Genomic DNA, 15012 nt, shown 5'->3' with positions numbered 1-15012 from the left:
GAATGCGTCTCAAGAGCGCGATCTTCGTCTCCGCCCTCATCCGCCGCTGCCAGGTGGAGGGCGCCTTCGCGGCCCTGGTGCGCAAGGGGGCCGAGGAGGCCGGCGCCGTCTTCGTGAAGGTGGCCCGCCTCGACGGCACCGCCGCCCTCTATGGCCCGGCGCCACAGACCGCCTTCGACGAGTCTTTTCCGGCCGACCGCAAATTCTCCACGCTGGTCGCACCCGGCAGCCCCGAGGCGGACGCCGACGCGCGCATCGCCCGGGAGGCGAAGTTCGACCCGGACATCTTCGTTCTGGAGATCGAGGACCGCCAGGGGCGGCACTTCCTCGACATCGCCGAGTAGCGGTCCCTCGCGCGGCCGCTTCTTAACGTCCGGTTCACCAAACATTAAGCTTCACGCAACCATAACGACCACAGTGACGTTGTGATCACGGCTCTCGACGGAGGTTCAGGGGCATGAACACGGTCATTGCGTTTCCCGATGCAGCGCGCCAGCCGGCGCGGCGCACATCCCGACCGGATCGCGGCGGCAGCCGGCCGGAAGGGGCGGAGATCGTCATTCTTCCCGTCGTGCGCATTGAGCGCCATGCCTCGGCGCTGCCGGGGCCGACGCCCGAAGGCGAGGCCCTGTTCCGGCCGCGCCGCAGCTACTAGGCGCCTGAATCAGCGCCTCAGTTCGAGGGTGTGCAGGTCGCCGCCTCAAGCTGGCGCCGCACGATTTCCCGCATGCCGCGCTCGCGCACGAAGGCGCGCACCGCGACCACCCCCTCCCGCGTTGGAGATTCGATCACCAGCCGGTCGGCGGCGGTGATTTCTTCGTCCTCCGGCAGGGCCGCCTTCTGCTTGGTGGTCATGAGATCGAGCTCGATCACCTTGCCGGCCGCCTGATCGCTCAGCGCGTAGAAGGCGAGCGCCTCGGAGGTGTAGAAGGACACCGAGGTGTAATCCGCCGTCGCCGGCACGCGCACCTTCAGCGGCGATTGCGACAGATCATACAGGCAGATGGCGGAGATGAAGGCGGGGTCCGTCATGGGCAAGGTCTGCTCCTGCGGCGTCGGGTCCGGCAGCAGCGTCAGGACATTCGAATCCATCAGCTCGGAGAGCCGCGCATAGGCGTTGCGCTCGGCCAGTGCCGGCATGGCGAGGATGGAAACGATGTGCGCGATGGCGCCCAGCACCACCGAAAAGGCGATGAACAGCAGCAGTTGCCCCGGCGTGCCGAGGCGCGGCCGCACGAAGCGGGGCCGCGCGATATGCGGTTTCGGCAGGCGCGAGAAGAGCTTGCGCCAGAGCCGGCCCAGCAGCCGCCCGCCGCGCGCCGCGACCTCGGAGGCTTCCCCGCGCAGGTCGTCGATGGTTGTCACAGGCAGGCCTCCCGCGTGATGCGGGGCAGCACGGCGGCATCGGCGCCCGAGGTGAAGGAGAAGGGCGCGTCATAAAGCCGGAGCGCCACCTTCAGCCGGGGCCGCGCGCCTGTGGGCAGCCAGTTGCCGGTCCGCGCCCGGGGCGACAGGCGCACATCGATGGCGCCATTGTCGCGATAGACCACCTCGGCGCTGGTGAAGCCGAAGCGCCCCGCGTCGTTGGCAATGAGATTGCCGTCCTGGTCGGTGACGGTGAGCGTCCACAGCCGGGCCTGCGGCAGCACGCCAACGATCCGCGTCTCGCACCGCCCGTCCAGCGGGTTTCCCGCATCATCCGTCGAGGCGAGAAAGAGAAGCCCGTCCGCCAGCTCCAGCGGAAGCTCGCCTGAGCGGGCGACGGAGGCGCGGGCATAGGGATCGGCCTTGGAGGTGCCGGATCTCGGCCAGCCTTCCCAGGCGCCCACGCGCACATTGTCCAGCCCCCGCGAGTGGGTCACGGAAAACCAGGTGACGCCCAGCCCGAGGATGGTGGCGATCAGGAGGGTGAAGGCAAGCGGCAGGAGGCGCACGGGAGGTCCGAAGCTGTCGGCTCCTATCTAGCCCACAAAGCCGGCGCGGGCAAAAGCCGGTGCCGGGATGGCCCTGCCGGGCTCACTTGCCCTCGAAGCGCGGCGGCGTCTTCTGCACGAAGGCCTTCACGCCGGCGGCAAAATCCTCGGTGCGGGCGCTGGCGATGAAGGCGTCGCGCTCGGCATTGAGCTGCTCGGAGAGGCTGTGGCCGAAGGACGAGCGCAAGAGATGCTTGATGCGGCCATAGGCCAGCGTCGGCCCCTCGGCGAGGCGCTTCGCCAGCCTGTCCGTCTCGGCTGCGAGTTCGGCGACAGGCACCACCCTGTTCACGAGGCCGAGCCGCAGCGCCTCGTCCGCCTCCACGGTATCGGAGAGGAGCGCGATCTCCATGGCCTTGCGCAGTCCCACCACGCGCGGCAGGGAAAAGGTGGAGGAGCCGTCCGGCGAGGTGCCGATGCGGGTGTAGGCCAGCGTCATCTTCATATCGTCGGCAGCGATGGCGAGGTCTGCCGCCAGCGCCACCGAGACCCCCGCCCCTGCCACCGCGCCGTGCAAGCTCGCGATCACCGGCGCCGGCATGGCGGCCAAAGCCAGGATGGCATGGTGAAAGGGTTCGATGATGGCGCTCACCACCTTGGGCGCATCCGGCCCCGCCGCGTGGAACCGCGCCACATCGCCGCCGGCGAGGAAGGCCCGCCCCTCCCCCGAGAGCACCACGACGCGCACGGTCTCGTCCCGACTCACCTTGTCCACCGCCGCTGCGAGCGCCAGCACGGATGCCTCGTCCAGGGCATTCAGCACGTGCGGACGGTTGAACCGGATGCGGGCGATCCCGTCCGCGATGTCGAGGCGGACGGGGCTGTTCTCGGGGCTCATGGACGTTCCTCGCGCGATTCTTGACCGGCCGCCGGGACCGCAGCCATGCCGCCAAGCTGCCAAAGGGATCCTCACGCGGCAAGCGGGGCGGACGACGCTACCTTTTAAGTCTACTAATTCAGTCGATTTTACAATGTCGTGTGTGGGTTATTTCCCTATTGCGCATCAAAACGCGGTAATTTAGATTAAGACATAAGTTTTCTGGATAATTAGCGCTCTCCCGCTGTGAGTTGGGAATAGGGGCGCACGGAGCTCCGCCATGACCTCGCCTTTGCAGCGCAAGCTGAAGATCGCCGGCCCCACCGTCGTCACCGCCAACCGTCTCGCCGACGGAGCTGTGGTGTGGCTGAGCGCTACGGGCGGATGGACGGACCACATCGGCGCGGCAGCCGTCGGCGCCACCAGCGAGGAGGTGCTGCGCCTGCTCGACATCGCCCATGGCGACGAGAACACAGCCGTCGGCGCCTATCCCGCCCCGGTCCGGCTGGGTGCGGATGGTGCCATCGAGCCCGCAAACCTGCGCGAGCGCATCCGCGCGGGCGGCCCCACCGTCGCGCTGCCGGCCGGCGCCTCCGTCGCCGCCTGAGGCCAGCCACCGGCCGCCTCCGCCTCTGCCGATATCGAGCCCCGAGCCCCATCATGTATGTCTATGACGAGTTCGATCGCGCCTTTCTTCAGGAACGCGTCACTGAGTTCCGCGATCAGGTGGAACGCCGCCTCGCGGGCGAGTTGAACGAGGAGGAGTTCAAGCCGCTCCGCCTCATGAACGGCGTCTATCTCCAGCTCCACGCCTACATGCTGCGGGTGTGCATTCCCTACGGCACCCTCTCCGCCCGCCAGTTGCGGGCGCTGGCGGCGGTCGCGCGCAAGTATGACCGGGGCTACGGGCACTTCACGACGCGGCAGAACATTCAGTTCAACTGGATCAAGCTCGCCGAGCTGCCGGACGCCATGGCCGACCTCGCCGAGGTGGGCATTCACGGCATCCAGACCTCCGGAAACTGCATCCGCAACACCACCACCGACCCGTGGGCCGGTGCCGCCGCCGACGAGGTGGAGGACCCGCGCCTCTATGCCGAGGTGATCCGCCAGTGGTCCACGCTGCACCCGGAATTCACCTATCTTCCGCGCAAGTTCAAGATCGCCATCACCGCCGCCAAGCACGACCGCGCCGCCATCCGCGTCCATGACGTGGGCCTGCGCCTGCACAAGCGCGACGGCAAGACCGGCTTCGAGGTGATGGTGGGCGGCGGGCTCGGCCGCTCGCCCTATATCGGCAAGACCATCCGCGACTTCCTGCCCGAGGAGGATTTGCTCTCCTATCTGGAAGCGATCCTGCGCACCTACAATCTCGGCGGCCGGCGCGACAACATCTACAAGGCGCGCATCAAGATCCAGGTGCACGAGATGGGCGCCGAGGCCTTCGCGCAGAAGGTCGAGGCCGAATGGGCCGAGATCCGCGACGGCGCGCTGAAGCTGGACAAGTCCGCGCTCGACGCCATCCGCGACCGCTTCCTCAACCCCGCGCTGGAAGAGCTGGACGACGCGCCCGCCACGCTCGCCACGGCGCTCGCTGATCCCGAATTCGCCCGCTGGCACGCCAATTCCGTCGCCCCGCACAAGGCGAAAGGCCATGCCATCGTCACTTTGTCGCTGAAGCCCGTGGGCGGGCCGCCCGGCGACGCGACGGCGGACCAGATGGACGCCATCGCCGACCTCGCGGACGAGTACGCCTATGGCGAGATCCGCGTCGCCCACGAGCAGAACCTCACCTTGCCCTATGTGCGCCAGAAGGACCTTCCGGCGCTGTGGGCGAAGCTGAAGGCCATCGGCGTCGCCACCCCCAATGTGGGGCTCATCTCCGACATCATCGCCTGCCCAGGCCTCGACTACTGCTCGCTGGCCAATGCGCGCTCCATTCCGGTCGCGCAGAAGCTGACCGAGCGGTTCGCGGACGATGCCCGCATCGCCGACATCGGCCGGCTGCACCTCAACATTTCCGGCTGCATCAATGCCTGCGGCCACCACCATGTGGGCCACATCGGCATCCTCGGGGTGGAGAAGAAAGACGAGGAATTCTTCCAGATCACCCTCGGCGGCAAGGGCAATTCCAAGGCCCGCATCGGCGAGTTGATCGGCCCGGCCGTGTCCGAGGGCGAGGTGGTGGATGTGGTGGAGCGGCTGGTGGAGACCTATCTCGACCTGCGCGCCTCGCCCGCCGAAACTTTCATCGCCGCGGTCCAGCGGCTCGGCACAGACCCCTTCAAGGAGCGCGCCTATGCCCCTCGTTAAGAACGGCGCGCCCGCCGAGGACCTCTTCACCACCGTCGCCGATGACGCGGCCCTGCCCGACGGGCCGGTGCTGGTCTCCGCCGAGCGCTTCCTGAAGGAGGCCGACGCCCTCGTCGCGCGCAACGACGAGATCGGCGTCCTTTGGCCCAACAGCAAGGACGTGGCGGAGCTGAAGCCCTATCTCTCCCGCCTCTCCGTGGTGGCGCTGACCTTTCCGAAGTTCCGCGACGGCCGCGCCTACAGCCAGGCCCGCCTGCTGCGCGAGCGCTACGGCTTCAAGGGCGAACTGCGGGCGGTGGGCAACGTGCTGCGCGACCAGGCGCTGATGATGACGCGCGCCGGCTTCGACGCCTTCGCCTTCGAGAAGGCGGCCGATGCCGAGGCTTTCGGCAAGGCGCTCGCCACCTATTCCCACTTCTACCAGCCGACCGGCGACGGGCGAGCCACCGCCCGCGACGTCCGCACCGGCCATGCGGGCCTCGCGCCCGTGGAGGGATGACCTGAGATGAACGCCCTTGAGCGGGCCGCTCCCCGCCTCGATCTCGACGCGCTGAACGCGCGGCTGGAGAACGCCTCGCCGCTGGACGTGATCGCCGCCGGCCTTGCCGCCTTTCCCGGGCGCATCGCTGCCGTGTCGTCCTTCGGCACCGAATCGGCCGTGCTGCTGCACATGATCGCGCAGGTGGACCCGGCGACGCCGATCCTCTTCCTCGACACCGGCCACCTGTTCGAGGAGACGCTGGCCTATCGCGACACGCTGGCCGGCCACCTCGGCCTCACCAATGTGCAGACCTTCTCGCCCGATCCCGCCGCCCTCGCCGCGCGCGACCCGGAGCGGGGGCTGTGGTCAGACAATGCGGATGCCTGCTGCGCCCTCCGCAAGGTGGAGCCGCTGGCGCGTGCCCTCGCCCCCTTTGGGGCGTGGTTCAACGGCCGCAAGCGCTACCAGGCATCAACCCGCACCGCCATCTCACTGGTGGAGCAGGACGGGGAACGGGTGAAGTTCAATCCCCTCGCCGCCATGGGCCGGGACGAACTCGTCGGCTACATGGATGCCCACGGCCTGCCGCGCCACCCGCTGGAAAAGCATGGCTTCGCCTCCATCGGCTGCATGCCCTGCACCTCCCGGGTCCAGCCGGGCGAGGACCCGCGCGCCGGCCGCTGGCGGGGCAAGGCCAAGACCGAATGCGGCATCCATTTCGGCGACGGCATTTGACTTAATTCCATAGAATTTATTATATAAGGGTTGACCGGTCGTCAGGCGGGTGCAATCGTTCGTCATATCGAACGATTGTTCTAGTTGACGAACGCGCTCGCCGGAGGTCTTCCCATGTCGTCTCGCCGCACGTTCCTGCGCACGGGCCTTGCTGCCGCCACGGCACTCGCACTTTCGGCCGGTGCCGTCGCCGCAGCCGACATCACGCTACTGAACGTCTCCTACGACCCCACCCGCGAGCTCTATGCGAACGTGAACAAGGCGTTCGCCGCCGAGTGGACGAAGGCGCATCCCGGCGACACGGTGAAGATCAACCAGTCCCACGGCGGCTCCGGCAAGCAGGCACGCTCGGTCATCGACGGCCTTGAGGCCGACGTGGTGACGCTCGCCCTCGCCTATGACATCGACGCCATCGCCGAGAAGGGCTACCTCGCCAAGGACTGGCAGAAGCGGCTACCGGACAATTCCGCGCCCTACACGTCCACCATCGTGTTCCTCGTGCGCAAGGGCAATCCCAAGGGCATCAAGGACTGGGACGATCTGGTGAAGCCCGGCATCAAGATCGTCACGCCCAATCCCAAGACCTCCGGCGGCGCCCGCTGGAACTATCTGGCGGCCTGGGGCTACGCGCTGAAGAAGAGCGGCGGCGATGAGGCCAAGGCCAAGGACTTCGTGAAGGCGCTCTACAAGAACGCGCCCGTGCTCGACACGGGCGCCCGCGGCTCCACCGTCACCTTCGTCGAGCGCAAGATCGGCGACGTCCTCATCGCCTGGGAGAACGAGGCCTATCTCTCGGTGAACGAGCTTGGCCCCGACAAGTTCGACATCATCACCCCCTCCGTCTCCATCCTCGCCGAACCGCCGGTGACGGTCGTCGACAAGGTGGTGGACAAGAAGGGCACGCGCGCCATCTCGGACGCCTATCTGAAGTTCCTCTACACCCCGATCGGCCAGGAGATCGCGGCGAAGAACTATTATCGCCCGCGCGACGAGCAGGTGGCCGCCAAGTACAAGGACAAGTTCGCGAAGGTGGACCTGTTCACCATCGATCAGGTCTTCGGCGGCTGGCAGAAGGCGCAGAAGACGCACTTCTCCGATGGCGGCATCTTCGACCAGATCACCGGCAACTGATCCTGCCGCCCATCCACCCTGCGGCCGCCGCCTTCGGGAGTGCTCCTGACGGCGGTGGCCGCGGCCATTCGAGCGAGCGACGCAGAAGCGTTGCCGGATTATAAGCCTTCCATGAGCGCCTCATCGTCCCGCCTCCGTTTCCGGCAGCCGAGCGTGATCCCCGGCTTCGGCCTCACGCTGGGCCTCACGCTGACGTGGCTGGGGCTCATCGTCCTGCTGCCGTTGTCGGCGCTGTTCATCAAGACGAGCGAGCTGTCGCTGGAGCGCTTCATCGCCATCGTCACGGCGACGCGCACGCTCCATGCGCTGCAGGTGTCGTTCGGGCTCGCCTTCGGTGCCGCGCTCATCAACATGGTGTTCGGCGCCATCGTGGTGTGGGTGCTGGTGCGCTACGACTTTCCCGGCAAGAAGGTGGTGGACGCGCTCATCGACATTCCCTTCGCCTTGCCCACGGCGGTGGCCGGCATCGCGCTGACCTCGCTCTATGCGGAGAACGGCTGGATCGGCTCGCTGCTGGCGCCGCTGGGCATCCAGGTGTCGTTCACGCCGCTGGGCATCCTCGTCGCCCTCGTCTTCATCGGGCTGCCCTTCGTGGTGCGCACCGTGCAGCCGGTGCTGGCCGACCTTGACCAGGAACTGGAGGACGCCGCCGCGAGCCTCGGCGCCACGCGCGCGCAGGCCCTCATCCGCGTGGTGCTGCCCTCGGTCTGGCCGGCGCTGCTCACCGGCTTCGCCCTCGCCTTCGCGCGGGCGGTGGGCGAATACGGCTCCGTCATCTTCATCGCCGGCAACTTGCCGGGCGTGTCGGAGATCGCGCCGCTGCTGATCGTCATCCGCCTGGAGGAGTTCCGTTATGCGGACGCCACCGCCATCGCGACCGTGATGCTGGTCGCCTCCTTCATCCTGCTGCTCATCATCAACCGCCTCCAGCGCTGGGCGGAGCTGCGCGGGAGCAAGCACGGATGAACGCCCTCGACCAGACGCCCGGCGCCCCCCGCGGCGCGAGCGAAGGGCTGCCCTCGGCGCTGGCGCAGTCCCATGCCTATGGGGCGCAGCGCGGCCGCCCGGTGAGCACCGAGCCGCGGGCCGTGCGCATCATCCTCACGCTGATCGCCCTCACCTTCCTCACCCTGTTCATCGGCCTGCCGCTGGTGAGCGTGTTCTACGAGGCGCTGAAGCGCGGCTGGCAAGCCTATGTGGCGGCGCTGGTGGAGCCCGACGCCCTCGCCGCCATCCGGCTCACGCTCATCGTCGCGGCCATCTCGGTGGTGGCGAACCTGCTGTTTGGCCTCGTCGCGGCCTGGTCCATCGCCAAGTTCGAGTTCCCCGGCAAAAGCCTGCTCATCACCCTGATCGACCTGCCCTTCTCCGTTTCCCCGGTGGTGGCGGGCCTCATCTATGTGCTGCTGTTCGGCTCGCAGGGCCTGTTCGCCGCGTACCTCGCGGCGTGGGACATCAAGATCATCTTTGCGCTGCCGGGCATCGTGCTCGCCACCATCTTCGTCACCTTCCCCTTCGTCGCGCGCGAGCTGATCCCGCTGATGCAGGAGCAGGGCACGGCGGAGGAGGAGGCGGCCATCTCGCTCGGCGCCTCGGGCCTGTCCACCTTCTTCCGGGTGACGCTGCCCAACGTGAAATGGGCGCTGCTTTACGGCGTGCTGCTGTGCAACGCCCGCGCCATGGGCGAGTTCGGCGCCGTTTCGGTGGTGTCGGGCCATATACGCGGCCTCACCAACACCATGCCGCTGCACATCGAGATCCTCTATAACGAATACCAGTTCGTCGCCTCCTTCGCGGTGGCGTCCCTGCTGGCGCTGCTGGCGCTCGTCACGCTGATCGCCAAGACCATTCTCGAACACCGCCTCGCCGAGGAAGACAGATGACCATCGACGTCGTCGGCGTCACCAAGCGCTTCAAGACCTTTGCCGCGCTCGACAATGTGAGCCTCACCATCCGCACCGGCGAGCTCGTCGCTTTGCTCGGCCCTTCGGGCTCGGGCAAGACCACGCTGCTGCGCATCATCGCCGGCCTCGAATGGCCGGATTCCGGCGAGGTGCGCTTCGACGGGGAGGATGCGCTCGCCCGCTCCGTGCGCGAGCGCAACGTGGGCTTCGTGTTCCAGCATTACGCTCTGTTCCGGCACATGAACGTGTTCGAGAACGTGGCCTTCGGCCTGCGCGTGCGCCGTGGCGCGGGCAAGCTGCCGGAAGCCGCCATCCGCGAGAAGGTCAACGAGCTGCTCTCTTTGGTGCAGATCGACTGGCTGGCCGAGCGCTATCCCGCCCAGCTCTCCGGTGGCCAGCGCCAGCGCGTGGCCCTCGCCCGTGCCCTCGCCATCTCCCCCAAGGTGCTGCTGCTGGACGAGCCCTTCGGCGCCCTCGACGCCAAGGTGCGCAAGGAGCTGCGCCGCTGGCTCCGCCACCTGCACGAGGAGCTGCCCGTCACTTCCGTTCTCGTCACTCACGACCAGGAAGAGGCGCTGGAGCTGGCCGACCGGGTGGTGGTCATGGGCCACGGCAAGATCGAGCAGGTGGGCTCTCCCGGCGAGGTCTATGACAATCCCGCCACCGCCTTCGTCCACGACTTCATCGGCGAGACCATCGCGCTCCCCGGCGAGGTGAAGGGCGGCGCGCTCTATCTCGGCGGCCGGCCGCTGGGGCTCGATCCGCAGGGCGTGGCCGACGGCCCGGCCCGCATCCTCGCCCGGCCACACGATGTGGATCTGGCTGATCCGTCATCGACCGCCATCTCCGGCAAGGTGCTGTCGGTGCGCACCTTCGGCCCCACCCGCCGCGCCGACGTGGAGCTGAGCGGCAGCACCGGCCCGGTGATCGTGGAAGCGGCGGTGCCCCACGGCCAGGACCTCGCGCCGGGCACGCAGGTGGGCCTCAAGCCCCGCCGCTACAAGGTGTTCGCCGCCTGAGGGAGCGCTGCAAGGAAAGCTGCAAGGAACGCCCGGGCGCTATGGCACGTTTTCGCCATCGCGGCGTGCTGACCTGCGCCTGACCGGGCGCGCTGTCGCGCCCCGCTGACCGGAGTTTCCCGCCGTGCCGCCGTTCGTCATCGTTGCCCTGGGTGCCATCGGCGCCGCGGCGCTTGCCAAGCTGATCTCGTCCGAGACGAAACGGGTCAACGAGGCTCTGGATCGCCGCCGCAAGGCGGAGGCCGGCGACCTCAAGACGGTACCGCTGGAGCGCGATCCCGCCACGGGCGAATACCGCCCGCGCGGCTGACACGCGCCGTCTTCCTGATCCGTTTTCAGTCCCGCGCGGGGGCGCAGGCGGCGGCCGGCTGGCAGGTCCCCTTGGCAAGAGAGCCGGGAGAAAGGGAGCCTGCCGCAAGGGTGACGGCACCGGCCTTGGGCGCCTCACGCGCCGCCCGACGCGCCGCGCGGCTCTTCGCATGCTCGCGCTGGATGGCGTAGAGGCCGGCGCCGACAACGAGCGCCATGCCGATGCTGGTCCAGGCGTCCGGCAGGTCGCCGAACACGAAGTAGCCGGAGATGAGCGCCCCGAACACCAGCAAATAGCGCATGGGCGAAAGCGAGGCGATGGGTGCGCTGCGGAAGGCGAATACCAGCAAAAGCGTGCCACCGCCGAACGCAACGGCGGACGCGACGAGATAGGCGACAACCGTGGTCGACGGCATCGTCCAGCGCTCGAACGGCGCGAGCAGCGCGGCAGCGAGGCAGAAGACCACTGAGCCGGTGAGGCCGACCACCGACCCGGGAATTTCCGGCCCGATGCTGCGGGTGGAGATGTCGCGCGCGGCGCCGGTGAAGGCGGCCATGAGTGGCAGCAGGGCGATGAGACTGAAAGTGGCGGGGTCCGGCCGGGTCACGATGACCGCCCCGCAGAAGCCGACGATGATGGCCGACCAGCTGCGCCAGCCCACCTTCTCGCCGAGGAGCGGCACGGCGAGCGCCGTCGTGATGAGCGGCGTCGCCATATAGATGGTGGTGGTGGACGCAATGGGCATCGCGGCCAGCGCGGCGACGTAGAGGAAGGTGGTGACGGTATCGAGCGAGGAGCGCACGAGTACGCTGCGCCGGAACGCGTAGCGCAGCGCGAGGATATCACCCGAGGCCACGATCAGCCCCAAGAACAGGAAGCTCACCATGACGGTGCGCAGGCCAAGACCCTCGCTGAGGGGCACCTCGCGCAGCGCCAGCTTCATGAATGTGTCGTTGGTGATGAACAGCGCCATGGAGCCCACCATGGCGATGAGGCCCTTCACCGCCGACAGCGGCCGGTGGGCGACGGGGCGCTGGGCGGCAGCCTGGATGCTCATGCCGCTGCTCCCGCGCCGCACAGGCGAAGGAAACGGGCAGTGGCGCCGGCGCGATCCCGGGGCAGTGTCACGTCAAACCTCGTAGATATCGGGCGGCTGGCGTGCCGCCAAAACCGGCTTCAGGCCGTTGATTGATCTTGTCGGCCAGATGTACCTGATTTCCGGTAAAGACGCCCTGCGCTTTGCGCCGAGGCTGGCGGGCGAGCCCCCCGCATGCGGCATGGCGCCGCCACCTCTTCGCCGCAATCTCTTCGACTTGACTTGAGCCGCCTGCCGCCCCGCGTCAGCCGCCGGTGGTGCTCATGTGCCGCCCGACCGCCGGCTGGCGGGTCTTGCGGTCAATGACGAAGTCATGGCCCTTGGGCTTGCGGAAAATGGCTTCGTCGATGGCCCGGTGGAGCAGCGCGTCGTCCGCGGAGGCGCGGAGCGGCGCGCGCAGGTCGGCGGCGTCCTCCTGGCCGAGGCACATGTAGAGGGTGCCGGTGCAGGTGACGCGCACCCGGTTGCAACCCTCGCAGAAATTGTGCGTCAGCGGCGTAATGAAGCCGAGCCGCCCGCCGGTCTCCTTCACCTCCACATACCGCGCCGGTCCGCCGGTGCGATAGGCGATATCGGTGAGGGTGAAGCGTTCGGAAAGCTGCTCGCGCACGGCGGAGAGCGGCAGATACTGATCCACCCGCTCCTCGCCCACCTCGCCGAGGGGCATCACCTCGATCAGGGAGAGGTCGTGGCCCTCGCCATGCGCCCATTCCATCATGGAGGCGATCTCGTGCTCGTTCACGTCCTTGAGCGCGACGGCATTGATCTTCACCTTGATGCCGGCCGCCTGCGCTGCCTTCACGCCTTCCAGCACGCGGGCGAGCTCGCCCCAGCGGGTGATGGCGCGGAACTTCACCGGGTCCAGCGTATCGATGGAGACGTTGATGCGCTTCACCCCGCATGCGGCGAGTTCCGAAGCGTAACGGGCGAGCTGGGAACCGTTGGTGGTGACGGTGAGCTCGTCCAGCTTGCCGCTCTCGATGTGGCGGGAGAGGCTGCGGAACAGGGTCATCACGTCCCGCCGCACCAGAGGCTCGCCGCCCGTGAGGCGCAGCTTGCGCACGCCGCGCAGCACGAAGGCGCTGCACAGGCGGTCCAGCTCTTCGAGCGACAGGAGATCCTGCTTGGGCAGGAAGGTCATGTGCTCGGACATGCAATAGACGCAGCGGAAGTCGCAGCGATCCGTGACGGAGACGCGGAGATAGGTGACGGCGCGGCCGAAAGTGTCCACGAGCGGGCCGGCCTGCTGCGCGGCGGCGGCACCCGGACGGTCGATCAGATCCCTCGGCACATCTCTGGGCAGATCAGTCACCACACCACTCCCGAACCGGCCGCTTCCGCAGCATCCTCGCGTCTCCCGCGCCTTATGCTGCCGCCGACTTGTGCCGGTCTTGAACAAATCCCGCGCTGCAGATGCGGCAGACGGCGGGCTACGACGCTCGTCTTATATATCGTATGCAGGAGTGAGATGGATAGGGCCGCCGGCTGAACACGATGCCGTGTGAAATCAAGCGGCTCGGCCTCTCGCCCGATCGAAAAAGGACATCGCCCGATGGCTCCCGCGTCTGCCCCCGCCGCCGCCCCCTGGCCCACTGAGCTGCGCGTGATCGACGATCGCCACACGCTCTCGATCACCTTCGAGGACGGGGCGAAATTCACGCTTCCCGCCGAATATCTGCGCGTCGAGAGCCCCTCCGCCGAGGTGCAGGGCCACCAGCCGGAGGAGAAGATCACCGTGCCCGGCAAGCGTCAGGTGCGCATCGTGCAGGTGGAGCCGGTGGGCAATTACGCCGTCCGCCTGATCTTCGACGACGGCCACGGCACCGGCCTCTACACCTGGGACCTGCTCTACAGCTACGGCGTAAACCAGGAGGAGAAGTTCGGCGCCTATCTCAAGGCGCTGGAAACGCAGGGGCTTTCGCGCGGCTGAGCGGCCATTCGAGTCGCCACTGAATGACAACGGGCGGCCGATGGGCCGCCCGCTCGATCTTCCGATCTAAAGGCTGCGCCTCACTTCACCCGTTCAAGGATGGACACGTAGTTCGCCACGGCCGCGCCGCCCATGTTGAAGACGCCGGCCACCTTCGCGCCCTCGATCTGCATGTCGCCGGCCTCGCCCATGAGCTGCATGGCGGAGAGGACGTGCATGGAGACGCCGGTGGCACCGATGGGGTGGCCCTTGGACTTCAGGCCGCCCGAGGCATTCACCGGCAGCTTGCCGGTCTTTTCGGTGATGCCCTCGCGCACCACCTTGTAGCCTTCGCCGGGCTTGGCGAGGCCCATGGCCTCGTACTCGATCAGCTCGGCCACGGTGAAGCAGTCGTGGGTCTCCACGAGGCTGAGGTCGTCCAGCGTCAGGCCGGCCTTCTCCAGCGCCTTGACCCAGGCGCGGCGGGCGCCCTCGAAGGCGATGGGATCGCGGCGCGACATGGGCATGATGTCGTTCACATGGGCGCGGGCGCGGAAGGCGACGGCGCGGCCGAGCGTCTCCGCCACATCCGCCGAGGCGATCACCAGCGCGGCCGCGCCGTCGGAGACCAGCGAGCAGTCGGTGCGGCGCAGCGGGCCGGCGACGTAGGGGTTCTTCTCCGAGATGGTGTTGCAGAACTCGAAGCCGAAATCCTTGCGCATCTGCGCATAGGGATTGGAAACGCCGTTCTTGTGGTTCTTGGCGGCGATGCGGGCGAGTTCCTCGGAGCGGTCGCCGTAGCGCTGGAAATAGGTCTGCGCGATGCGGCCGAACACGCCGGCAAAGCCACCCTCGATATCCGCCTCTTCCTTGCGGTAGGAGGCATTGAGCAGGATGTCGCCGACCTCGGCGGTGGGCTTCGCCGTCATCTTCTCGGCGCCGACCACGAGGGCGATGCGGCCCTGCCCGCTCTCGATATAATTGAGCGCGGAATGGATGGCGGCCGAGCCGGTCGCGCAGGCGTTCTCGACGCGGACGGCCGGCACATGGGTCAGTTCCGGCACCGAGAGCGCGGGCATGGCGCCCTGGAAATCCTGCTTCTGGAAGCCGGCGTTGAACACGCCCACATGGATCGAATCCACATCCTGCGGGGAGAGGCCCGCATGCTCGATGGCGGCGCCGGCCACCCGGCCCATCAGGGCCTCGGTGTCCGCGTCCTCGAGCTTGCCGAAGGGCGAATGCGCCCAGCCCACGATGGCGGCCTTGCTGTCCATGTTCGTCTCCCGCGGCGTGACACCGCTCTGGTTTTTCTGGTCCTCAGATA

18 protein-coding genes are annotated in these 15012 nt (G+C 67.8%); 12 read left to right on the top strand and 6 right to left on the bottom strand.

The genetic code is table 11. The annotated features are described in order from the left end of the window. The first annotated feature begins 2 nt into the window (after positions 1-2). Positions 3-344: a DUF1491 family protein gene (locus tag J2126_RS16745; RefSeq protein WP_209488018.1), complete on the top strand. Its 342-nt coding sequence runs from the start codon at positions 3-5 to the stop codon at positions 342-344. A gap of 113 nt (positions 345-457) precedes the next feature. Next, positions 458-655, top strand: coding sequence for a hypothetical protein (locus J2126_RS16740; RefSeq protein WP_209488017.1), 198 nt, complete (start codon positions 458-460; stop codon positions 653-655). A 17-nt stretch (positions 656-672) separates the two neighbouring features. Here the strand turns inward: J2126_RS16740 and J2126_RS25810 are convergent, their stop codons facing one another. From J2126_RS25810 to J2126_RS16725, 3 genes are all read right to left on the bottom strand, one after another. After that, on the bottom strand, positions 673-1365 hold the full coding sequence (locus J2126_RS25810) for a DUF1254 domain-containing protein (RefSeq protein ID WP_348634324.1): 693 nt from the start codon (positions 1363-1365) through the stop codon (positions 673-675). Then, entirely contained in the window at positions 1362-1934 is a 573-nt protein-coding gene (locus J2126_RS16730) for a DUF1214 domain-containing protein (RefSeq protein WP_209488016.1), read from the bottom strand. Before J2126_RS16730 ends, J2126_RS25810 begins: the two co-directional genes overlap by 4 nt. Positions 1935-2016: 82 nt before the next feature. Next, positions 2017-2811 carry an enoyl-CoA hydratase/isomerase family protein gene (locus tag J2126_RS16725; protein WP_209488015.1) on the bottom strand — a complete coding sequence of 265 codons (795 nt, stop codon included), beginning with the start codon at positions 2809-2811 and terminating at the stop codon, positions 2017-2019. A 259-nt stretch (positions 2812-3070) separates the two neighbouring features. Here J2126_RS16725 and J2126_RS16720 point away from each other — a divergent pair, with 259 nt between their 5' ends. The 9 genes from J2126_RS16720 to J2126_RS16680 all read left to right on the top strand — a co-directional run bounded on the left by J2126_RS16720 (position 3071) and on the right by J2126_RS16680 (position 10683). Beyond that, positions 3071-3397, top strand: a complete 327-nt coding sequence (locus J2126_RS16720; protein WP_209488014.1) for a DUF2849 domain-containing protein — start codon at positions 3071-3073, stop codon at positions 3395-3397. A gap of 53 nt (positions 3398-3450) precedes the next feature. Next, a complete protein-coding gene (locus J2126_RS16715) occupies positions 3451-5103 on the top strand; it encodes a nitrite/sulfite reductase (RefSeq protein WP_209488013.1) in 1653 nt (550 codons plus the stop codon). Beyond that, entirely contained in the window at positions 5090-5602 is a 513-nt protein-coding gene (locus tag J2126_RS16710) for a DUF934 domain-containing protein (RefSeq protein ID WP_209488012.1), read from the top strand. Before J2126_RS16715 ends, J2126_RS16710 begins: the two co-directional genes overlap by 14 nt. A 6-nt stretch (positions 5603-5608) precedes the next feature. Beyond that, the gene (locus J2126_RS16705) at positions 5609-6319 is read left to right on the top strand and encodes a phosphoadenylyl-sulfate reductase (protein WP_209488011.1); all 711 of its coding nucleotides are present in this window, start codon (positions 5609-5611) and stop codon (positions 6317-6319) included. Between the two features lie 114 nt (positions 6320-6433). After that, complete coding sequence (locus J2126_RS16700; protein WP_209488010.1) at positions 6434-7450, top strand: sulfate ABC transporter substrate-binding protein; 1017 nt, start codon at positions 6434-6436, stop codon at positions 7448-7450. Between the two features lie 111 nt (positions 7451-7561). Next, positions 7562-8416: a sulfate ABC transporter permease subunit CysT gene (gene cysT, locus J2126_RS16695; protein ID WP_209488009.1), complete on the top strand. Its 855-nt coding sequence runs from the start codon at positions 7562-7564 to the stop codon at positions 8414-8416. Further along, entirely contained in the window at positions 8413-9333 is a 921-nt protein-coding gene (cysW, locus tag J2126_RS16690) for a sulfate ABC transporter permease subunit CysW (protein WP_209488008.1), read from the top strand. The genes cysT and cysW overlap by 4 nt, the downstream gene beginning before the upstream one ends. Next, positions 9330-10373 carry a sulfate/molybdate ABC transporter ATP-binding protein gene (locus J2126_RS16685; RefSeq protein ID WP_209488007.1) on the top strand — a complete coding sequence of 348 codons (1044 nt, stop codon included), beginning with the start codon at positions 9330-9332 and terminating at the stop codon, positions 10371-10373. Before cysW ends, J2126_RS16685 begins: the two co-directional genes overlap by 4 nt. 124 nt (positions 10374-10497) lie before the next feature. Continuing rightward, positions 10498-10683 carry a hypothetical protein gene (locus J2126_RS16680; RefSeq protein ID WP_209488006.1) on the top strand — a complete coding sequence of 62 codons (186 nt, stop codon included), beginning with the start codon at positions 10498-10500 and terminating at the stop codon, positions 10681-10683. A 25-nt stretch (positions 10684-10708) separates the two neighbouring features. Here J2126_RS16680 and J2126_RS16675 read toward each other — a convergent pair whose 3' ends face one another. After that, positions 10709-11740, bottom strand: coding sequence for a DMT family transporter (locus tag J2126_RS16675; RefSeq protein WP_209488005.1), 1032 nt, complete (start codon positions 11738-11740; stop codon positions 10709-10711). Between the two features lie 283 nt (positions 11741-12023). Then, entirely contained in the window at positions 12024-13070 is a 1047-nt protein-coding gene (moaA, locus tag J2126_RS16670) for a GTP 3',8-cyclase MoaA (protein WP_209490245.1), read from the bottom strand. 261 nt (positions 13071-13331) lie between these two features. Here moaA and J2126_RS16665 point away from each other — a divergent pair, with 261 nt between their 5' ends. Then, entirely contained in the window at positions 13332-13709 is a 378-nt protein-coding gene (locus J2126_RS16665) for a gamma-butyrobetaine hydroxylase-like domain-containing protein (RefSeq protein WP_209488004.1), read from the top strand. An 80-nt stretch (positions 13710-13789) separates the two neighbouring features. Here J2126_RS16665 and J2126_RS16660 read toward each other — a convergent pair whose 3' ends face one another. Further along, on the bottom strand, positions 13790-14962 hold the full coding sequence (locus tag J2126_RS16660; RefSeq protein WP_209488003.1) for an acetyl-CoA acetyltransferase: 1173 nt from the start codon (positions 14960-14962) through the stop codon (positions 13790-13792). Positions 14963-15012: the final 50 nt, after the last annotated feature.

It is taken from the genome of Xanthobacter flavus (genome assembly GCF_017875275.1).
In the GTDB taxonomy this organism is placed as follows: domain Bacteria; phylum Pseudomonadota; class Alphaproteobacteria; order Rhizobiales; family Xanthobacteraceae; genus Xanthobacter; species Xanthobacter flavus_A.
This window is presented reverse-complemented; position numbering and strand designations above follow the sequence as displayed.